This is a genomic window from Gramella sp. AN32 (assembly GCF_023718305.1).
GTDB classification, from domain to species: Bacteria; Bacteroidota; Bacteroidia; order Flavobacteriales; family Flavobacteriaceae; genus Christiangramia; species Christiangramia antarctica.
Genome location: NZ_QEYO01000004.1, coordinates 110,187 through 130,804 on the forward strand (window position 1 = coordinate 110,187; position 20,618 = coordinate 130,804).

At 37.0% G+C, this 20,618-nt stretch carries 17 protein-coding genes; 9 read left to right on the forward strand and 8 right to left on the reverse strand.

Annotated features, from left to right (window positions below):
* Positions 1-25: 25 nt before the first annotated feature.
* Positions 26-1,174, forward strand: a complete 1,149-nt coding sequence (gene ribB, locus DHD80_RS06520) for a 3,4-dihydroxy-2-butanone-4-phosphate synthase (protein ID WP_251740349.1) — start codon at positions 26-28, stop codon at positions 1,172-1,174.
* Here the strand turns inward: ribB and DHD80_RS06525 are convergent.
* Positions 1,171-1,803: an NAD(P)H-dependent oxidoreductase gene (locus DHD80_RS06525; protein WP_251740350.1), complete on the reverse strand. Its 633-nt coding sequence runs from the start codon at positions 1,801-1,803 to the stop codon at positions 1,171-1,173. The genes ribB and DHD80_RS06525 overlap by 4 nt on opposite strands.
* A 119-nt stretch (positions 1,804-1,922) precedes the next feature.
* Between DHD80_RS06525 and DHD80_RS06530 the strand changes: the two genes are divergently transcribed.
* The 3 genes from DHD80_RS06530 (at position 1,923) to DHD80_RS06540 (ending at position 3,868) form a co-directional block, all read left to right on the forward strand.
* The gene (locus tag DHD80_RS06530) at positions 1,923-2,555 is read left to right on the forward strand and encodes an ElyC/SanA/YdcF family protein (protein ID WP_251740351.1); all 633 of its coding nucleotides are present in this window, start codon (positions 1,923-1,925) and stop codon (positions 2,553-2,555) included.
* Between the two features lie 64 nt (positions 2,556-2,619).
* A complete protein-coding gene (locus tag DHD80_RS06535; RefSeq protein WP_251740352.1) occupies positions 2,620-2,979 on the forward strand; it encodes a phage holin family protein in 360 nt (119 codons plus the stop codon).
* Between the two features lie 82 nt (positions 2,980-3,061).
* Positions 3,062-3,868 carry an HAD family hydrolase gene (locus DHD80_RS06540; protein ID WP_251740353.1) on the forward strand — a complete coding sequence of 269 codons (807 nt, stop codon included), beginning with the start codon at positions 3,062-3,064 and terminating at the stop codon, positions 3,866-3,868.
* Here DHD80_RS06540 and DHD80_RS06545 read toward each other — a convergent pair.
* Positions 3,858-4,619 (reverse strand): hypothetical protein, encoded by a 762-nt coding sequence (locus tag DHD80_RS06545; RefSeq protein WP_251740354.1) that lies wholly within the window; start codon positions 4,617-4,619, stop codon positions 3,858-3,860. The two genes, DHD80_RS06540 and DHD80_RS06545, sit on opposite strands and share 11 nt — an antisense overlap.
* Before the next feature lie 38 nt (positions 4,620-4,657).
* Positions 4,658-5,575: a L,D-transpeptidase gene (locus DHD80_RS06550; RefSeq protein WP_251740355.1), complete on the reverse strand. Its 918-nt coding sequence runs from the start codon at positions 5,573-5,575 to the stop codon at positions 4,658-4,660.
* A gap of 205 nt (positions 5,576-5,780) precedes the next feature.
* On the opposite strand from DHD80_RS06550, the gene DHD80_RS06555 reads away from it, so the two are divergent.
* From DHD80_RS06555 to DHD80_RS06565, 3 genes are read left to right on the forward strand one after another with little or no spacing between them, the layout of a single operon-like run.
* On the forward strand, positions 5,781-6,863 hold the full coding sequence (locus DHD80_RS06555; protein ID WP_251740356.1) for a Gfo/Idh/MocA family oxidoreductase: 1,083 nt from the start codon (positions 5,781-5,783) through the stop codon (positions 6,861-6,863).
* A 9-nt stretch (positions 6,864-6,872) separates the two neighbouring features.
* Complete coding sequence (locus DHD80_RS06560) at positions 6,873-7,364, forward strand: DUF892 family protein (RefSeq protein WP_251740357.1); 492 nt, start codon at positions 6,873-6,875, stop codon at positions 7,362-7,364.
* 6 nt (positions 7,365-7,370) lie between these two features.
* On the forward strand, positions 7,371-8,300 hold the full coding sequence (locus DHD80_RS06565; RefSeq protein WP_251740358.1) for an isoaspartyl peptidase/L-asparaginase: 930 nt from the start codon (positions 7,371-7,373) through the stop codon (positions 8,298-8,300).
* Here DHD80_RS06565 and DHD80_RS06570 read toward each other — a convergent pair.
* Positions 8,297-9,163: a cyanophycinase gene (locus DHD80_RS06570; RefSeq protein ID WP_251740359.1), complete on the reverse strand. Its 867-nt coding sequence runs from the start codon at positions 9,161-9,163 to the stop codon at positions 8,297-8,299. The two genes, DHD80_RS06565 and DHD80_RS06570, sit on opposite strands and share 4 nt — an antisense overlap.
* 92 nt (positions 9,164-9,255) lie before the next feature.
* Between DHD80_RS06570 and cphA the strand changes: the two genes are divergently transcribed.
* Together cphA and DHD80_RS06580 are read left to right on the forward strand one after the other, a co-directional pair.
* Positions 9,256-11,910 carry a cyanophycin synthetase gene (cphA, locus tag DHD80_RS06575; RefSeq protein WP_251740360.1) on the forward strand — a complete coding sequence of 885 codons (2,655 nt, stop codon included), beginning with the start codon at positions 9,256-9,258 and terminating at the stop codon, positions 11,908-11,910.
* Entirely contained in the window at positions 11,907-12,587 is a 681-nt protein-coding gene (locus DHD80_RS06580; protein WP_251740361.1) for a hypothetical protein, read from the forward strand. Before cphA ends, DHD80_RS06580 begins: the two co-directional genes overlap by 4 nt.
* A gap of 6 nt (positions 12,588-12,593) precedes the next feature.
* Here the strand turns inward: DHD80_RS06580 and DHD80_RS06585 are convergent, their stop codons facing one another.
* The 4 genes from DHD80_RS06585 to DHD80_RS06600 form a co-directional block, all read right to left on the reverse strand.
* Positions 12,594-13,235 (reverse strand): hemolysin III family protein, encoded by a 642-nt coding sequence (locus DHD80_RS06585; protein ID WP_347709960.1) that lies wholly within the window; start codon positions 13,233-13,235, stop codon positions 12,594-12,596.
* A gap of 73 nt (positions 13,236-13,308) precedes the next feature.
* The gene (locus tag DHD80_RS06590; protein WP_251740362.1) at positions 13,309-15,279 is read right to left on the reverse strand and encodes a DUF3857 domain-containing protein; all 1,971 of its coding nucleotides are present in this window, start codon (positions 15,277-15,279) and stop codon (positions 13,309-13,311) included.
* A 6-nt stretch (positions 15,280-15,285) separates the two neighbouring features.
* Positions 15,286-17,226, reverse strand: a complete 1,941-nt coding sequence (locus DHD80_RS06595) for a DUF3857 domain-containing protein (protein WP_251740363.1) — start codon at positions 17,224-17,226, stop codon at positions 15,286-15,288.
* A complete protein-coding gene (locus tag DHD80_RS06600) occupies positions 17,226-20,513 on the reverse strand; it encodes a hypothetical protein (RefSeq protein ID WP_251740364.1) in 3,288 nt (1,095 codons plus the stop codon). The genes DHD80_RS06595 and DHD80_RS06600 overlap by 1 nt, the downstream gene beginning before the upstream one ends.
* Positions 20,514-20,618: the final 105 nt, after the last annotated feature.

The following is a 20,618-nucleotide window of genomic DNA, read 5'->3' on the forward strand; positions in this document are numbered from 1 at the left end:
TACCTTTGCAGCCCAAACTAATAGTATGGCTCAGGTAAAAGAAAGCGATCCAATATTTCAGTTAAATACCATTCAGGAAGCAATAGATGATATTCGTGCCGGGAAGGTAATAATTGTTGTAGATGATTTTGATCGTGAAAATGAAGGCGATTTTTTAGCAGCTGCGGAAAAAGTTACCCCGGAAATGATCAATTTTATGGCCACTCACGGCCGCGGACTCATTTGCGCACCTTTAACCGAGGCTCGTTGCAAAGAGTTGAAACTTGAGATGATGGTAGGTAATAATACCGATCCTATGGAGACCGCATTCACTATTTCTGTCGATCTTCGGGGTAATGGGGTCACTACAGGAATTTCAGCGAGTGACAGGGCAAAAACCGTAAAATCTTTAATAGATCCTTCTACCAAACCACATGATCTTTATCGTCCCGGACATATCTTTCCGCTGAAAGCGAAAGAAGGCGGAGTTTTAAGGAGAACCGGACATACGGAAGCTGCTATCGATTTCGCAAGACTTGCCGGTTACGAACCTGCAGGTGTAATTGTAGAGATCATGAATGAAGATGGAACAATGGCCAGGCTACCTCAGCTTATGAAGGTTGCTAAAAAGTTTGACCTCAAGATCGTTTCTATTGAAGATCTGGTGGCATATAGAATGCAACATGATTCTTTAATCCAGAAAAAAGAAGATTTCGAACTTGAAACAAGGTTTGGAAGGTTTAGGTTGAGGGCTTACGAGCAAACAACCAATAAACAGGTGCATATAGCCTTAACCAAAGGCTCCTGGAAAAAGGATGAAGAGGTTTTGGTACGTGTAAATTCCACGTTGGTCAATAATGATATTTTAGGCACGCTAACCAATAATCCAGACGGCAAGCTGAATAATATGTTTAAAACAGTGAGTGATGAAGGTCGCGGCGCGATTGTATTTATAAATCCTGCAAACCAGTCTTTAAATCTTATTAACCGTTTAAGCGAATTGAAAATAAGTCAGAAAAAAGGAGAGGTTAAAGCACCGCCCATCAATATGGATCATAAAGACTTTGGTATTGGTGCACAAATTTTACATGACCTGGAAATTCATAAAATTAGGTTGCTCTCCAACAGCCAGCAAACGAAACGTGTGGGAATGATTGGCTACGGACTGGAAATCACGGAATACGTAAATTATTAATCGATTTGGATAATCACCTCTTCCAAAGGTCTGCGCACTTTTTTAAATTCTGAAAATATATCATCTCCTGCCCGGTAACCTACTGGTAACACTAACACTGGCTTGAGATTTTTCGCTTGTAAATTTAATTCTGCCTCATATTTTTCAGGTTCAAAACCTTCCATGGGACAGGAGTCAATTTCTTCAGTAGCACAAACCGTAAGCAGGGTTCCCAGGGCAAGATATGCCTGATTTATGGCCCAGGCTTCAATTTCAATCTTAGCCTTTGTTCTAAAATCCTCTACTAAATATTCCTGAAATGGTTTTATAATCTCTTCTGGTGTTTCGCGGATATGTTTTACCCTTTCAAAATAATTCCGAATAAAAATTTCATCCACATCCTTTTCAATACAAATAATCAATAAATGGGAGGCGCTGTCTACCTGTTGCTGATCCATACTATGTTTCCGCAATTTCGCCTGAAGTTCTTTATTGGAAATCACAAGCATTTTAAGAGGCTGCAATCCATAAGAAGTTGCCGTTAAATTGAAAGATTCTTTCAGGATATTTAGCTTTTCATCAGACAGGATCTTTTCCCGGTCGAATTTTTTAGCGGCATAGCGCCAGTTCAGAGCTTTTAGATTATTCATACTGAAATTGGTATGTTGCAAAGGTAGAGAATGTTCATGTTTCGCCCGTCTTTCCTGTATAAAATAATATTATAGGTCAATAAAAATAGTTATATTCGATTTGAAATTCGTCAATCTTAATGAAGCGGCTTAAAAAATTTCTTTTTGCTTCTATTCTGGGATTAATCCTCTTAGTGGTTCTGGTACTCTACATTGAATCGGTTTTTAAAACCGAAACCAAACCTTACATCTATAGCGAAATAAGCGAACTTCCCAATACCGAAACTGTGATCATACTTGGCGCGAGTGTCCATTCAGACGGGAAACTTTCCCCCATTCTTAAAGACCGTATGGACACTGCAATAAAACTTTTCAAAAACAATAAGGTGAAAAGGTTTCTGGTTACCGGTGATCATAGAACTGATAATTATAATGAAGTGGCGGCCATGGTTAATTACCTTGAAGAAAACGGTATTGAGAAGTCCAAAATAAAAAAAGATCACGCCGGGTTAGACACCTATGATTCCATGTATCGAGCGGGAAGGGTATTTAATATTAAAGATGCGGTAGTGGTAACCCAGGAATTCCATTTACCCAGGGCTGTATTCATAGCCCGAAAATTAGATATGGATTATAAAGGCTTTGTAGCTAAGGGGAGCAAATATACCACGGAAAACAAGCTAAGGCACCGGGAAAAACTTGCCAATGTAAAAGCTTTGTGGGAAGTTTGGATGAATCGTAAACCCAGCTCCATGCAGGCAAGAAGGCAATAATTTTTTCTGAAATATTGAATTCTTTGTTTATCTTAGAATAGACTAACACCAAAAATTTAAAGTTATGATGCAGTGGATTATCCATATTCTTGTTGATGCAGTTGTCCTTCTTGTAGCTGCTAAATTCATGAGTAGCGTAGAATTGAAAGGGTTTAAAACAGCCATTATTGTTGCCCTTATTATTGGAGTTTTAAGCTTTCTATTAAGCTGGCTTTTAACCGCGATTCTAAATATTGCTACCCTGGGAATTTTCTATTTTTTAGGCGTGGGGTTCATTACCAGGACCATAGCTTATGCAATCGTTATTGAGATTGCAGATAAAATGAGTAAGGATTTTAAAACTCACGGTTTCTGGCCTTCAGTAGTTTTGGCAATTATCATTGCGATCGTGGGAGGAATTGTAGATGCAATTATTTTTACATAATTATAAAAAATTCAAAAATTTGGTCATTATTTAAGGTTAAGGATTCCCTTAACCTTTATTTTTGCATCCTCAAATTATAATTATGATCAAGTTACTGGTAACCGATATGGATGGAACATTGTTGAACGACCAACATGAACTTCATCCGGATTTTTGGAAAATCGAGGAATATCTTACTTCAAAAGGAATTTTATTCGCTGTGGCCAGTGGAAGACAATTTTATAATCTGGAGAAGAAATTTGATCGTATTAAAGACCGAACCATGTTTTTTGCCGAAAATGGCACCTATGTCTATTATAAAGGCAAGGAACTTTATGTTAATCCTCTGGATAAAGAAGACGCTATCCGGTTTTTGGAAATGGGCAGAAAACTGGAAGATACCTTTTTAGTGCTCTGCGGAAAAAATTCCGCTTATATCGAAACTAAGGATCAGCGTTTTGTTGCCGAGATCAAACAATTCTACGAGCGATTGGAAGTAGTTGAAGATCTTACGAAAGTTGAGGACACCTATCTTAAAGTAACCCTTTGTAATTTTAATGGGGTTGAAGATCATACCTTTCCTCATTTTGTAAATTATACTGATAGGTTTAAGGTTGCCATAGCTGCAAAGATCTTTATAGATATTACCAGCCAAACAGCAAACAAAGGAAATGCGATTGAGGGCGTTCAGAAAAAAATGAATATTTCTCCGGAAGAAACTATGGTTTTTGGTGATTATTTAAACGATCTGGAAATGATGAAAGTGGCAAAATACAGTTATGCCATGAAAAATGCGCATTCTGAAATTTTGGAAGTGGCAAATTATATTACAGAATTCGATAACAACGAAAATGGTGTTTTACAAAGCCTTGAAGCAAATGGTCTGCTTAGCGGAAAGCTTAATCTATAGAAATTATTTTTTTATCCACTCCTGAATTTCCAGTCTCAGGATCAAACGCATACATTAAAAGCTCATAATTCCCTTTTTCTAAAGTTGATTTTGCGGAAAATCTGTTGGTTTCTCCGTTAGGTTTTAGAATCAGTTCCTGTTCGTTTTGTGTATCCAGATTAGTGATTTGTGCGTTTACTTCATATTGATCTGCATTCCACATGCCGCCGGAAGTGACAGGGCAACCACACATCATAATTACATTAGCTTCAAACGTAAATTCAGAAATTGTTGATGAAGTAACTGCTTCCGGAGAAATGATCTCCACAACAAATCCAGAGATGGGCAAAATAATCCCATCACCTAAAATATCTTTTCCCGGAATTAACCAGGTTTGAGTACTGGCTTTCGCGATTGAGTGTTTCTTATCCAACGGCCCATATGCTTCAATGGTAACTAACCTGGGTTCTGTCAGTTTTATACTGGCCAGAAATCCCGCGGTCCCTTCTGTAGAAATTTTTGCATTGCGCGCAATGGGCTTATTCATGATCAATTCGGTATCACCCGTACCGCCTTCAGTTAAACCCTGAGCTAAAATCTCACCGGAAAGAACATCTTTTATCACAATTCTCGCGCTTCCCATGGAAGTACCTATAAATTTGGCATCTTTTGCCTGTGCCCGCACCATGACCTTCGTTTCCTTAGCTGGAATTTGAGAAAATGTTAACCCGGAAAATAAAAATATCAGACCTAAGAATAGATTTTTAAGCATGTTGAAGTTGGTGATTTAAAAATCAAATTTAAGGTTTTCTAGTTTGAGGCAAGAGCGGTTTCGTTATCATTGAAGTTTCGAGGGTCAGACTGATATTTCAGCATATAATTTTCCAAGGTTGCGATTTCTTCAACAGATAAAATATTCACATTTTCGTTCTCATGCATGGTTAACCATGGTTTTTCTGAAGCATAATCATATTCGCCAAAAACCATAAATGGAGTTCCATTCTTTTCAATTTTTCCACTTTCCAATTCCCACATGGTTGCCCAGTCAAAAATATATTTGGCATCATCCATATATAATCTCACACAGCCATGGCTAGCGGGATATCCCGGTAGTTCATACTGGTGCACTCCCACTCCCTCATAATTCATGAAATTAAAATAATAGGGCAGGATCCAGGATTCATCTACAGAACTAATTTTTCTTACTGCTTTATAATTCCCATAATTTAAACCGTTCGGTGTTTTAGTAGATTTCTTGCCACTGCTAATTGGGCCCCATTTAATAAGTTCACCATTTTCATATAGTCCAAATGCCTGGACTCTTTGAGAGATCAACACTGCTTTAGGCACACATTGAATAGTCGTTACCGTTTCGGGCAGCGGACTGTAGGCTAAAAATTCTTCTGAAGCACATTCTGGTACTATAATACTTTTTTGTCTGGACAATCTTTTTTCTTCAATCCTATTGAGGGCAAGAATATTCTTTAATTGATCTTCTGAATAGACACCTTTTAAACTATCAACTTTTCCGGCAGTTGTAAGGGAATCAATCCCATAAGAGATTTCAGTCTTGTAAATTTTAGCCTCTTTTTTAACTATAGGGCTTTTCATGACTACAACTGGTTTTTCGAATACTGATTCAGAAAGTTGTGGGTTGGAATTACAACTACTTAGAATTGCTATAGTAAAAAGCAGCACTGCCGACTTAATAAAATTGAGGGGTTTCATGTGTATTTGTATTTGTTCCCTATAAAAGTAGGAGCAAGACTCCTAAAGCCTTGCCAAATAAGAGTTAAGGCTTTGTTGAAAAATTAATTTTTAACGCTAATTATGAAAATTCAAGAGTATGTTAGCTTAAAGTTTTCAAAAATTTTAAGTAAGTATTTAGAAAGTGCCGCCGATTTAATTCCTACTTTATTCTGAAATTAATAATATGAGCAACAGAAGGACATTCTTAAAACATTCTGGATTAATGGTGGCCGCTTCCCTCCTGCCTTTCTCCTCGTGCCTGGGAAATAATCGGAAAGAGAAACTGGGGGTCGCTTTGGTAGGCCTGGGCTATTATAGTACAGATTTATTGGCTCCAGCCTTACAACAAACTGAAAATTGTGAATTACGAGGCATTGTAACCGGGAGTCCCGAAAAAATTCCTGTCTGGCAAAAGAGATATGGAATAAAAGATGCTAATGTCTATAATTATGAGAATATGGATCAAATTTCCAATAATCCGGACATTGATGTGATTTATATTGTCCTCCCCACCGGCCTTCATGCTGAATATGCTATCAAAGCTGCCCATACCGGAAAACACGTTTGGTGTGAAAAACCCATGGCCAGAACAGCTGAAGAATGCCAGGCTATTATAGACGCTTGCAACAAGAATAAGGTGAAACTTTCCATTGGTTATAGAATGCAGCATGAAACTAATACCCAGTTAATTTCCAAATGGGCGAAATCAAAACCTTATGGTGAAATTGAGCATGTTATTTCGGAAGCCGGGTATAATGGGGGAACTATTAATCCCTGGAAACTTGAAAAAGAAATGGGTGGCGGCGCGATTTATGACATGGGCGTTTACGCCATTAATGCGGCCAGGTATAGTACGGGCATGGAACCCATTGCAGTAACTGCGAATCGATCTACCAACAGGCCGGAAATTTTTACTGAAGTTGATGAAACCACATCTTTCATACTTGAATTTCCAGAAGGAGTACGAGTTGACGGTAAAACAAGTTTCGGCGAAAACCTGAATAATTTGCAAGTCACCTGTAAAGAAGGCTCCTATTACCTAAGGCCTATGCAGGCCTATTCCGGGGTTTCCGGAAGGACAAGCGATGGAAAAATTTTGGAACCTATGCGAAGAAATCAGCAGGCCAAACAAATGGATGATGATGCTTTGGCCATTTTAAATAATAGTAAGGTGCTCGTCCCCGGGATGGAAGGCCTTAAAGATATTGGCATTGTTGAAAAAATAAATGAATCGGCCTTGGCTGATGGAAAGAGAATCACGTTTTAAATAAAAAAAATGAAAAATTTAAATGACTTACTCGCAAGCGAGATCAAAGATATCTATGCTGCGGAAAAGCTACTTTTGGAAGCTATTCCTACAATCCAGGAAGCTGCCACGCATAAAAAACTTAAAAAACAACTTGCCAATCTTTTAAATAAAACTGAAAAACAATATTCCAGAATTCAGAAAATATGTACTACCCTTGAGATTAACCCGGGTAGTACTAAGTGCAAGCCCATAGAAGAAATGTTGAACGAATGTAATGCGGTACTTGATTCAAATTCTTCTGAAGAAATTCGTGATACTTTAATCGTTTCTTACGCTAGAAAAATAGAGCATTACTTAATTTCAGTTTATGAAACCTCGTATAGATATGCAAAAGAGCTTAAGCTGAAAAAAATCAAGAAAAAGTTAAAGAAGAGCCGAGATGAAAAAATACTATCAGAACAAAAATTCCTGAAAATTTTCAAAAAAAAGCTATTAGCTAAAGCAAACACTTCCAAATAGTAAGATATGCAGAAATATGCCATTGCCATTCACGGTGGCGCAGGAACACTCCTTCGCGGCCAAATGACCAGTGAAAAAGAAAAAAAATACATCAATGCCCTACGAGAAAGTTTAAGAAAAGGATTTCAGGTACTAGAAGAGGGTAAAAGTGCTGTGGACGCTGTAGAATTAGCCGTTAAAATATTAGAAGACTCACCATTATTCAATGCGGGAAAAGGAAGTGTTTTCACAGCAACCGGTGATCATGAAATGGATGCAGCCATCATGGATGGATCCAATTTAGAAGCCGGTGCTGTTTCTTTGATTAGCGGTATAAAAAATCCTGTAAGCCTCGCCCGGAAAGTGATGGAAGATAGTCCGCATGTGTTCCTTGCCGGGAGCGGCGCGATGAAATTTGCGAAAGAAAAGAATTTGGAACGTAAAGATGACACCTATTTTTTTGATCAATTTCGATATGATCAGTGGCAGGAAGTAAAAGGAACCACGAATGTTCAATTAGATCATACCACGTCAAAGAATTCAAAATTTGGAACCGTGGGCGCTGTTGCCTGTGACAAGAATGGAAATATAGCTGCGGCAACTTCCACCGGGGGAATGACCAATAAGAATTATGGCCGGATTGGAGATTCACCGCTTATAGGAATAGGGAATTATGCGAATAATAAAACCTGTGCAGTAAGTTGTACGGGGAACGGTGAGTTCTTTATCCGTAGTGTGACGGCTTATGATGTCTCCTGCTTGATGGAGTATAAAAATCTAAGTTTAGCAGAAGCTTCCAATGAAGTAGTGATGAAAAAACTTGTAGCTATTAAAGGTGAAGGCGGTTTGATCGCGATTGATGCCCAGGGAAATATCAGCATGCCTTTTAATTCAGACGGAATGTATCGTGGCTTTAAAAATTCAGAAGAAGAAAATATATCGATCTATGAAGATTAACGATACATTACAGGCGTTTGCATATGCTGAAACTGAAACTTATTTTCGCTGTCCATTCTAAACATGTCCCGGCGGGCCAAAATATGGGTTTTTAAATTTGTTAAGGAAATAGGTTCCCCTGCTTTTAGAATAGTGTGGTTGTTATTTCTAAGTTCCGTTGCATCAAAAAGAATAACCATCCCCGAACCAATTACCTCAAAAGTATGGGCATTTTTAATGACCAGCCCTGTGTTCTCTGCAAGCCCAATTCCAAGTAATTCGGGATAACGGGCACATGCTTCTGCCGTTCTGCCAAAACGTCCTCTTTGGATAAAATGGGAATCGATAATAACACCTTGGATAAAACCCATTCCAGAACCCATCTTTACGGCACCTTTAATAAATGATTCTTTACTGCTACCGCCTTTGATCATTCTTTGGGACATACACATAGCTCCCGCGCTGGTCCCGGCGATCACCAGTTTATTTTCATTATTTCTGGCCTCAATGATTTGATGGAATTTAGTATCCTTTATCTTTCTAATAATTTCTGATTGATTTCCTCCTGAAAACCATACACAATCAGCTTCCGAAACCAATTTTAAATTCTCGGGATTTTCAGAATCTTCTCTGGTCCTGATATCAGCAAAACTAATATTTTCGCAACCCAACTTCGAAAAAGCAGATTTATAGTTAGCCGAAACCTCATCTGGAATACTCGATGCAGTGGGCACAACCACTATTTTAGAATCTTTGCCTCCACTTTCCATGACTACCCTGTAAAGGATGCCATCTTCAATATTTTCAGTATGATATTTTTCGCCTTTCTTAATGCCTTTATTCTCATTTCCGCCGATTGGGATAAGCGTACCTTGTAGATTCATTAACTAAACTTTAGAATGTAAAAATAAGCTTGTTCTTTAAAATAGTCTAATTTTAAAACAACCAAAAAAATAATTGCAAAGACCACTCCAATATGGAAATAAGAAAGATTGATGTGATGCGGGGACCAAATTATTGGTCTATTCGCAGGCATAAACTTATTGTTATGGTTCTGGATCTTCAGAAGATGGAAGATTATCCATCTAATAAGGTTCCGGGTTTTAATGATCGATTAAAAAAATTACTGCCCGGTTTATATGAACACCGCTGTTCCGAAGGCAAAGTAGGGGGATTTTTCTCCCGTCTGGAAGAAGGTACCTGGATGGGCCATATTATAGAACATATCGCCCTGGAGATCCAAACAATTGCGGGAATGGATACAGGCTTCGGAAGAACACGGGGTTATGGTGAAGCAGGTGTTTATCAGGTGGTTTTTTCATACTTAGAAGAAAATGCAGGCGTGTATGCTGCGAAAGCTGCCGTAAATATTTGTAAAGCTTTAATTGCGGGTGAGGAATATGACCTGGATAAGGATATTACCCAAATGCGGGAATTACGGGAAAGGGGCAGACTTGGCCCAAGTACCGAATCTATTATTAAAGAAGCTGAAAACAGGAATATTCCCTGGATTCGATTGAATAAACATTCGTTGTGTCAACTCGGTTATGGAGCCAATCAACAGCGTATACAGGCAACAGTTACCAGCAAGACCAGTAATATTGCCGTGGAAATTGCGTGCGACAAACCAGAAACAAAAGCCCTGCTTCAATCTGCTGCCGTACCTGTGCCTATGGGCGATATTATTTATGAGCTTAAATTTCTAAGGAAAGTTTGCGAAAGTGTTGGTTTTCCGCTTGTGGTTAAACCTACCCATGGAAATCATGGTCGCGGGATCACTACAGGCATTGAATCCTATAAAGAAGCGGTGAAAGCTTTCAATTTTGCCAAAGAAGTTTCCTCTGGAATTATTATTGAAAGAGAAATAAAAGGTGAAGACTACCGCTTCCTGGTGATTAATTATAAACTGGTAGCTGTAGCCAAAAGATCTCCCGCCCATATTATTGGGGATGGCAAGCATTCTATTGAAGAATTGATTAAAATTATAAATAATGACCCTCGTCGTGGTTATGGCCATGAGAATGAACTTACCATGATTGAAGTTGATGAGATCACAGAAATTCTCTTAGCTGAAAAAAATTATAATTTAAAATCCATTCCGGAAAATGGGGAAATAGTAGTCTTAAAAGATACTGCTAATTTAAGTACAGGAGGAACTGCAGAAGATGTGACGGACATTGTTCATTCCGCCAACATTATGATGGCGGAGCGTATTGCCAGAATCATAGGCCTGGATATTTGTGGCATTGATATTATGACCACAGATGTTTCCAAGCCTTTAGAAGAAACAAAAGGAGCCGTCCTGGAGGTGAATGCAGGTCCGGGATTCCGGATGCACCTTGCCCCCACCAAAGGTTTACCACGAAATGTTGCTGCCCCCGTCTTAGACCAATTATTTCCTGGGAAAACTGCACAGGCGAGAATCCCAATTATCGCCGTAACCGGTACCAATGGGAAAACAACTACCACCAGACTTATTGCCAGAATTGCCAAATTTGCAGGATATTCTGTGGGATATACCACTTCAGATGGTGTTTATATTAAAAACCGACTGGTGATGCGGGGCGATTGTACCGGACCTGTAAGCACTGAATTTGTTCTAAAAGACCCCACGGTGAATTTCGCTGTTTTGGAATGTGCCCGCGGAGGATTATTACGATCTGGCCTCGGTTTTAAAAAATGTGATATTGGTATTGTTACGAATGTTCAGGGAGACCATCTGGGCCTTGGAGGGATTAATGACATTGACCAATTAACCAGGCTAAAATCGGTTATTCCTGAAACGGTAAAAGAGGACGGTTATGCTATTTTAAATGCTGATGACGAAAGGGTTTACGGCATGCGCCACACTCTAAATTGCCAGATCGCACTGTTTTCCATGGATGAGAATAATCCCATCATTAAAAAATTTCAGGAGGACGGGGGCATAACTGCCATTTACGAAAATGGGTTCGTAACTATTACCCGTGGGATTTGGAAAATGCGGGTAATGAAAGCTAAGGCCATTCCCCTAACTTTTGATGGAAGGGCGGAATTTATGATCCAGAATATTTTACCGGCAATTCTCAGTGCCCATATTCAGGGAATTAACATGGAGGATATTAAGGCTGCCCTAGAATCTTTTTCTTCCAGCCGCTTCCAAACTCCCGGCAGGTTGAATATGTTCAATTTTAAAAATTTCAAAATCCTTTTAGATTATGCGCATAATCCTTCAGGAATGCGTGCTCTCATGAAATTTACAGATACGTTTACAGATTGTTATAAGATTGGTATCATTGCGGGAATTGGAGATAGAAAAAAAGAAGATACGGAAGAACTTGGCGCCATAAGTACCCAAATGTTTGATGAAATCGTGATTCGACAGGACAAAAACCTGAGAGGTAAAACGGCCAAAGAACTGGTAGGAATGTTAGAAAAAGGCATCCGCAGAAAAGATGATACGATTAAAGTCACCACGATCCATTCTGAACTTGAGGCGATACATTATGCCATCAAGAATGCCCCTAAAGATAGTCTTATCATATTGTGTAGCGATGTGATAACTGAAGCATTGGATTATATTTCAAATCTTAAGGAAGATGAAGAAAAAGGAGAAAATATAAATAAAGACCAGATCTCTACAGAAGCATGAATTTCAAGATCCTGATAGCCTGCTTCTTATTGTTTTCCTGCGGGGAAAAACATCCTAAGGAGCGAGTTATCGAGATTGACAAAACTGAACAAGCTGAAAAATCACCGGCGCAGTTTCAAAATGGAGTTGATAAGAGGAATGATTTTTTGCAACAGCGGATAGCATACTTTAAAAAAATCCAGCCTGTCGAAGAAAATAAACTGGACACGCTGGGCAATTTTAAACTTGGAAAACAAAGTCCGGCAGATTTTAGAAAGATGCTCGAACTCAATGAAAGGGTTCACAATCTTAGAGACTTAATCCCAGCACTGGATTCACTTTTAAAAACCGAGGTGGAAATAATCAGTTTAAATTATCAAAATGAACCTTCAGCATTCGCCGATACTATCCTGAAAAAAATTCAGCAGAAAGATTTTAAAAATTTGAATGTGCTTTGCGATCCATGGGGAGAGAATGACAGTTTATCTATGAATATTTGCTGGCTGGAATATGATTTATCTGAAAATAAGAAAAAATGGAGCAGGCATTTTGAAAAATATGATATTTCTGAAATTCCTGACGTAGATCCACAGATTAGGAAATTCTTAGTGGTTTCAGATCCTTTACAAAACCGCAATATTGAAATGCAACTGGTAAAAAGAGGTGACCACTGGTACTTGCTCAATTTTGATTATTAGCCGTTCTTATATTACATAGAAATAAATGGCAAAAAAGTGGCAGAAAGTGCCCAAGAGCACAAAAATATGAAAAATCGCATGGTTAAATTTTATCCTGCTCAAACTAAAAAGTAGTGCACCTATGGTATAAGATATTCCTCCTAAAAATAGCCACCAGAGGCCTGCAGTAGAGAAATTTTCGATTAGGGGTTTTATGGCCACTACCATTAACCAACCCATTACCACGTACATAATTGTGGAGAGATATTCGTATTTTCCTGTGTAGAAAAATTTCAAAATTATCCCTGCTAAAGCCATGATCCATACCGAAGCAAAAATGATCCAACCTGTCCTGCCGTACAAGGTTATGAGAGCAAATGGTGTATAAGTTCCTGCAATGAGCACATAAATAGCTGCATGATCAAAAATATTCAGCCTGTTCCTTAAAACTTCACTTTTTGCAGAATGATAAAGTGTGGAGGCGGCATAAAGAATCACCATACTTGACCCAAATACCAAAAAACTTATAAATATTCGATGATTCTCACCCCAACCTTTTATAACCAAAAGTACAAAACCAATAATACTAAGCAACAAACCCAGGCCATGGGTTAGAACATTTAATCGCTCTTCAGCAGGTTCGTATTTATGAAAGTTTTTAGTGATAATTTTTTATTATTGATTAATCACCTCGAAGATACTTTATCTCTCAAAAATTAAAATATAATTCTATAATTTTATATCAGCCTTTTGGTTGAAGAATTAAGGTAACTTTATTAAAGTCGGCAGCGCTGTTAATGATTTTCCTGTATTCATCAAAATTTTCAGTTTCTACCATATTTTTGGCATAAAATTCATTTGCGGTAATGGTAAGCTTATCCCCATCGAGTTTATAAAAGGAATCAAAAAGAAAAACTTCTTTACCTTCTTCAGAATAAGAATTCTTTATAGTTAAGTCTTCCAGGTTAGTAACCTCGTATCCTTCAGGAATTTCTACGATGATGGTTCTATTGTATGCTCTTGTAAACTGGTTCTCTAAAGGTAAAACCCTTTTCTTCTCCTGGTACATCTGGATTTGTTTCCCAATTAAAGCGCCTACGTTAAAGAGTAATCTTGACCCGGCTTTTTCAATAAAAGCATCGGAATTTGCTTCAATCTGAAAGGTGAGCGGTTCTGTTCCAAACAAGAAGGGATCGTCATTTACTATCTTTTTTTTAGTAACATCAATATCTTCATTCATACTTTTGGCAAAGCTTTCTACCAACTCATCACGGTTTTCTTTATTGATCATATTCATAAAAGGTTGGATGAACATAGCATAATAGCCACTCATCCTTTTTTCCATATCAATATAAACGATAGTGGGATCTTCTTCTCCAAATTTCACATGAATATCCATCTCGTCAAGCGTTTTTTCCGGTCCCAGCGGTTCTATGAATTTTACTGAACCCAGGCCAGATTTAAAATCGCCCATTTTCATCTCTTTGATGAATAAACCGTAATTATCGGTTAGGAAAGCAGGTGGAAAACCAATTCGTGATCCTTGTTCTGTAGGTGATAAATACGTGTCTAACTCTGGAAAATAAATCAATACATCGGTTAAGAAGTTCTGGGCTTCAAAATCATCATCAAATTTTAATATTGAACGGTCTGAAGTAAAAACAAGTTCATGCGGAACATTATTCTGACTGAGCAAATTCGTATACACCTTGATCATTCCGGTTTCATTAGCCACTTTATTATCCAGGATTTCTTCAAGGTTGGAAAGCTCGTCTCCAGCACCTTCGCTTATATAAAATTCACTTTTTATAAAATATTCCAGCTTCTTTAATTCATCTAATTCTCCAGATAAGTTTGCAACTGAAGCCTGTTTGGTAAGTTTTTCCAGTTGTTTGCCTACTTTTTTGGATTGTTCCCCATAATAGTATTTATACAAATTCTGAGAAATGTTACCGTAAGAGGAAATATCGTACGTGCTATTATTTAAATTCTTATCGAGTTTATAGATTAGAAATTCTCTTGAAGCATCGTACGCTGATAATTCTTCCTCTTCCAGTGCAGCGATATGTTTTGCATCGATTTCCCAGTGAAGCATTTGAGTCATCGTGGTATCCTGTGAAACTTCCGGTAAACCATTATAGGATTTAAAATCGAAAACTAAATGTTTTGGTGCATATAGATCGAATTGCACATTTTCTTTTCCAAAACTGCTTTGAAGCGTGATCTTATTCCCCATGTATTTTGGATTTCTTTGGATAGTGTAATAATATTCAATGATACTCCCCTTCTCTACTCCTTCAAAGGCAAAATATTTATACTGCCTGTTGGTTTCATCATCTACCGCAGTAAGGATATTGGAAGCATCTAAAACTTCAATTTTCCCGTTAGGATTTATGACTCTGGCTTCACTATTAAGCAACAATGATGTGGAAGAATGCGGAAGATATATTTTATTGTAGCTCTCAATCTTTTCGTCAGAATTTAACCAGATCGCATAATGCTCGATCACGTATTCAGTAAAATTATCATTTTCATCATAGCCAAATTCACTCAATATTTGATGTTTTAAGCCGTAGATTCCTTTTGATTTATCTATCTGGGAAAGATCGAAATTTGGATTTTCTTCCCAGGTATAATTCTCATGGATAGCATTTCTTTGGGCAGTGAGTAGTAACCCACTTAAAATTAAAGGGATTATTAGAAATTTTTTCATTTTACTTTATTTTACTATTTGTTTTAAAATAACCACCTCTTTATATGCATCTTCCAGTTTTTCCAATTCTTTATTGAAAAGCTTCTGCTGTTCCAAATCAAGATTTATAAAGTCCAGGCTTGCAATATGATTATAGATTATTTGATCACCCATATGCTCATATGAAATGGATGCCTCAAAAAAATGGGTTTTCAGGGTTTCATCTTCAGGTAAATATTCTACTGCGTAACCTTCAGGAATATCTAAAAAAGTTTTAAAAACATACTTGCGGGTAGACTCATATTCCACTTCAAACTTGCGGTCATCTTTCGTTTTATAATTTGTGATTTCCCGGTTTAAATTAAGGTTTACATATTTTTCACCTCCAAATTCTTTAATATAATTCTGGAGTTTATAACTGTAATCAATCTTTAAAGGCAGGTCATAACTGCCTTTGTTGAAAATTTCCAGGCTATCGATTAAAAATGTATTGTTACCTTTTTGAAAACGGTAACTAAAAAATTCTTTTAATTTCTCTTCAGAATGTAAAGATTCAAGCCCGTGGTTATAATCAATTTTACCATAGCCGGTAAGGTTTGCTGTTGAAGTTCCTATAAGATTATTCCCCTGAATTTTAATATAGGAAGTATCTGCAATCATATTTTGATCTGCGGGAATCACAGGAACTCTTTTAAGAAAAAAGTTACCCACGCCATCTTCAATCAATGCTTCTTTACCCTGTATAAAAGAAGATGGTATTTCCAAGGGGTTATACCTTCCCGTAGCATCCAAATAATAGGTTTGATTGACCGCATCTGTATACGATAAAATCATATGATTATCGACAATGGGCGTAGGCATATCGTCGTAATTATAGGGAATAGATCGTGTTCCAATCCAGGTTAAATTTCCTTTGATGCCGGCTATCTCCAACATTTCTTTCAGGATGCTGGAATTGTCTTTACAATCACCATATTTTCTCTGGAAAACCGTATTCGCCTCTCTGGGCACAAAGCCTCCAAGGGCATATTCATAAGCGATATATTTAATATTTTCCTGTGCCCAATAGTACATTGCACGCACTTTCTCCAATTCCGAAGGTTTATCTTCGATTAATTCTTTTACTACTGAAACCAATGCCGGAGCAGGTTCTTCTTCATTAATATCGTTAACAAGTGAATAATACCAGTTGTAGAGATCTTTTGTTTCGCCGGAAATAGAAATTTCTTCCCCGTTAGTTTCGTAAGACATGATCACCGGAACTACATGGGGCATTATTTTTTTGAAATTTGGGGCATTGTCTTCAAATTTAATTTTATCCAGATTGCCCGATTTCCAGCTATATATCTTTTTTCCTCGTTTTTCTTCTTCAGAATATTTTATACCGGAATTCTCCATATTGAATTTCTTAAACTGAAGTTCAATATCCTTATCGGCAATTACAGTATAGGAGGTTTTAAGAGTTGGATGCATATCGCCGAAGAAATTTGGCCCAACAAAACGTGGATTTTTAATCTTTTCGGAATATTTTAATTTAGAAACTGCACCCTTCCTTAAATTTGGATAAAGAAAAACAAGTGATTTTGAATCATCATAAAATGATCCATCCAGGTTATCCTTTTCAACAAAATTTTCAACTTTAAACTCTTTAAATTTTCCGTTCTCGTAGGCCATGGAAGAGGCTTCCACTTCTAACAATTCAAAATAATAAGAAAAATTGAGGGTTTCCCGGGAAGCATGGTTTGCCCCGTCTGTTAAAAAAAGGTTTTCTTCAAAATTCTCCTGAACAATTTCCAGCTCTCCATCTTTAATTCCAATATTCAGGACCACGTCGCGGCTTAAAATAAGCTTGTTATCCTCACTATATGTGTTGGCATATTTTGCATATTCCGGAGCGAACTGTGCTGAAGCATTTATAATCGTAAGCAAAGCGAAAAGAGCTAAAACTTTAAATTTCAAATTTTTCATTATCTAAGTATAAAGCTTTCTCCATTAAAATAAACTATAGTTGTTTCGAGTTCTCCATTTTCAGAATAATATTTTGATTCTCCTGAAAGATCGCCACTTTTATATAGCTGGTCCTTTTTTAAATTTCCATTTTCATAATAGGTTTTTGAAGCTCCCATACGCTCATCAAAATAATACTCAGTTTCAAAGTCCTTATTTCCATTGCTGAAATACTTGGTATGGGTGCCATGCAACCAGCCATCCTTATATCTGGTAATTTCTTCCAATTCTCCATTAGGGAAATAAGTTTTATAATCACCATCAAATTTACCGTACATAAGATGATATTCCCTGGAAATATTTCCGTTTTTATAATAGGAAATTACATGACCTGTTTCATTATCCAATGGAATCATGTCAACTTCATTCCCTTCTTCATCAAGGTGACCATATCCTATCAATCTTCCGTAATTATAAAATCTTATATACTGTAACTCACCCGAAGCAGCGTAGAATTTTTTCGTGCCATGGGTTTCGCCATTTTCTTTTATTGTTTCCACTCTTAAGATACCATTAGGGTAATAACTCTTCCATGTACCCTGAGGCACTCCATAGTTATAGGAATCTTCATCCTCAATCTGGCCATTTTCATAATAATCCAGATCTAAACCTGCAATTTCCCCGGCATCATAAGTTACTTCTGAACTTAAATTACCTTTCCGGTCATACCATTTCCATATTCCAGTTCTTTCATTATTTAAAAATTCCCCAGTGGTGCGAAGTTCTCCTTCCAGATCGTAATACTTGTAGACACCCATTTTTATGCCATGAACAAAATCTGTAACACTTTTCGTGCTGCCATTGGCGTGCTTTGAAGTGATTGTATACTTTGCATTCTCATTATTATACTGGATGCTATCAAAAGCTTTTTCTTCCAGATCGAAGTATACGCTTTTGTTAATATCACCAAAGTCATAATAATCTTTTGAATATATTTTACCTTCAGGTCCATAGTTCTCTACTTCTCCATTCAAATCACCTTTATGGTAGTATTTTCTGGTTTTAATGGTACCATCGATATAATAATCCTGGAACTCCCCATGTCGTTTTCCTGCCATAAAAAATCCTTCGGAATAAATTTTTCCGTTTGGATGATAAGTTTTGTAAGAACCCTCTTCTAAATTGTTTTTATAGTTTATTTCTGAAATCAAAGCTCCGTAGCTGTTAAAAGTTTTATGGACTCCCTGTGCTTCATTTTCTTTATAAGCACCAGAATTATCCAGCTTTCCATATTCATCATAAAATTTCCATTCTCCTGTCTTTCCCCCAGAAATATCGTAAAGACCTTCGGACTTTTTTTGTCCGTAAGGTGTAAAAGATTCATAAAAAAACTCACCCGATTTTTTCTTTCCTTCTTTGATCAAATCCCCATTCTTCTCATAAAATCTATAGCCTATGATTTCCTCTTTCCTGTAGTCATATTCATAAAACAATTTTCCATCTGCATCATATTCCTGATAAAGGCCATTGATCTCCCCATCTTTATATGTGGTAAGACTTTCAAGAATTCCATTTGGAAAATACGTTTTCCATTCCCCAGTTTTTCCCCCCTCTTCATTAAACTCACCCTCCAAAACAATGTTTTCACTTAAACTATACTGGTGATAACGTCCCACGGAAACCCCCTCCTTATAAATCTGTTCATAGAATTTTTTTCCATTTCTTAAGAAGCCAGTTTCCTTCCCTTCCTTGAGATCATCCTTAAAATTCATTTCCAGGTACACATCTCCATTTGCGTAATATTCAAAAGCTTTGCCCTGAAGTACGCCATCTACATAATTCCCTGTCACCTCGGGTTGCATCTCGCCAAAGGAGAAATAGGTAGAGAATTCACCATTTAATGCATTATTCTCAAAGTACTTTTTCTGCACTAGAGCTCCATCGTTATTATAATACTTGAATTCTCCTATTAAGTTGCCATTTTCAAATTCAGAATGGGATTTTAGTTTACCGTTTTCATAGTAATGTTGATTTTCGCCATTCAATTCGCCTTTTGCAAAATGTGAAATTTCTTTCAATTGCCCATTTGGGTAATACCATTTCCATTCTCCAGATTTTTCTCCGGCATCATTAAATTCTGCAATACCACTTTTTCTACCACTAACATTGTAAATATCCCATTTGCCAACATAGTGATCATCCTTTTTCATTCCAGTTCCTTCGAGCGCATATTCATTAAATGAGGTTTGCATTCCATCAACCTCCAGGAATTTTGTACTGGCGTTGATACTTAGTTCTTTCCATTTAGCCAGTGCAGTTTGAATAAACTCAGTAATTTCATCTACTTCCTTTTCTACTTTCTTTTTATATTTCTCATTTTCGACTGCATAGATAACGGTATAGATAAAGGGTTCAAAATTATCGCTCTCCCTGATCCAGTTAAAGAAAGGCAGGTAGGTTTTATTTATGAAATCCTCATTCAATTTTACAGATTTCATATTTTCCAACATGATATGATTCTGCTTCACTACAGGCAGGTCTATCCCCGCTTCAGTTTTATATCTATCGTCAAGCGCTAACCTGTTATTCATGATCAAATTAACTTCCGCTAATTGATTCTTATTGGACAAAATTGAAAATCCTGTTGTTCCTTCATTTTTATTGTTGGCCCGCAATAATTCGTCAAGATGTTTTAGTATCCTAAAAGAGTTGGTTCCATCAGGATTTATTAATAATGCCATATCGAAACACATAGTTGCCAGCGTCGTATTGTTTTGATCATAAGCCAGTTTCCCCAATTTAATATGGGCATCTGTACTAAAAGGATTGTAGATTAAGGCTTTCTTTATAGTTTCGTAAGTCTCCTCTGGCTTATCCATACTTTCCAAAATTGCAGCCTTCCCAAGAAGTAAGGAAGCATTTACGGGATAATTTTTTAAAGCGGAATCATAAAATTCAAGTGCTTCCTTATATTTCTCCATTTTTTTAAGGACAACACCTTTATTGACTAAAAAAGAAATTTGCTGTTCCCAATCCTCAAGACTCAACCCTTCCTCTAAAGTTTCAAGGGCTTCCTGATTACGATCAGAATTTAGCAGATAATAAGATTTAGTTACAAGTGAAACCGCATAAATGGAATCATTTTTATTTACCTTGTTTAGCGCGGTAAAGATTCGTTCAATATCATTCTCTTGTTTCGCATCTTCAATTTCAGCACTTAAGGTTTCGAAGTTGTAAAAAATAGTATTCCCCTGTCCGAAAGTGATGAAAACGGACATAATGGTGGTTAGCAGTAAGATTTTTTTCATACCACCAATATATAAATTTTTCTTAAATTTTAATTTTTTTTCTAATGAATTTCAATGTTATCAGCGTATTTGAGTGAAACTTAACAAGAGAGAAAATGAAAAATA

Bases quoted from the DNA above. Each gene is read 5' to 3' on its own strand.
- DHD80_RS06525 (WP_251740350.1), bottom strand. From the start codon at position 1,803: ATGAATAATCTAAAAGCTCTGAACTGGCGCTATGCCGCTAAAAAATTC.
- DHD80_RS06555 (WP_251740356.1), top strand. From the start codon at position 5,781: ATGAGCAACAGAAGGACATTCTTAAAACATTCTGGATTAATGGTGGCC.
- DHD80_RS06550 (WP_251740355.1), bottom strand. From the start codon at position 5,575: ATGAAACCCCTCAATTTTATTAAGTCGGCAGTGCTGCTTTTTACTATA.
- DHD80_RS06600 (WP_251740364.1), bottom strand. From the start codon at position 20,513: ATGAAAAAAATCTTACTGCTAACCACCATTATGTCCGTTTTCATCACT.
- DHD80_RS06560 (WP_251740357.1), top strand. From the start codon at position 6,873: ATGAAAAATTTAAATGACTTACTCGCAAGCGAGATCAAAGATATCTAT.
- DHD80_RS06535 (WP_251740352.1), top strand. From the start codon at position 2,620: ATGATGCAGTGGATTATCCATATTCTTGTTGATGCAGTTGTCCTTCTT.
- DHD80_RS06540 (WP_251740353.1), top strand. From the start codon at position 3,062: ATGATCAAGTTACTGGTAACCGATATGGATGGAACATTGTTGAACGAC.
- DHD80_RS06530 (WP_251740351.1), top strand. From the start codon at position 1,923: ATGAAGCGGCTTAAAAAATTTCTTTTTGCTTCTATTCTGGGATTAATC.
- DHD80_RS06580 (WP_251740361.1), top strand. From the start codon at position 11,907: ATGAATTTCAAGATCCTGATAGCCTGCTTCTTATTGTTTTCCTGCGGG.
- cphA (WP_251740360.1), top strand. From the start codon at position 9,256: ATGGAAATAAGAAAGATTGATGTGATGCGGGGACCAAATTATTGGTCT.
- DHD80_RS06545 (WP_251740354.1), bottom strand. From the start codon at position 4,619: ATGCTTAAAAATCTATTCTTAGGTCTGATATTTTTATTTTCCGGGTTA.
- DHD80_RS06570 (WP_251740359.1), bottom strand. From the start codon at position 9,163: ATGAATCTACAAGGTACGCTTATCCCAATCGGCGGAAATGAGAATAAA.
- ribB (WP_251740349.1), top strand. From the start codon at position 26: ATGGCTCAGGTAAAAGAAAGCGATCCAATATTTCAGTTAAATACCATT.
- DHD80_RS06590 (WP_251740362.1), bottom strand. From the start codon at position 15,279: ATGAAAAAATTTCTAATAATCCCTTTAATTTTAAGTGGGTTACTACTC.
- DHD80_RS06595 (WP_251740363.1), bottom strand. From the start codon at position 17,226: ATGAAAAATTTGAAATTTAAAGTTTTAGCTCTTTTCGCTTTGCTTACG.
- DHD80_RS06565 (WP_251740358.1), top strand. From the start codon at position 7,371: ATGCAGAAATATGCCATTGCCATTCACGGTGGCGCAGGAACACTCCTT.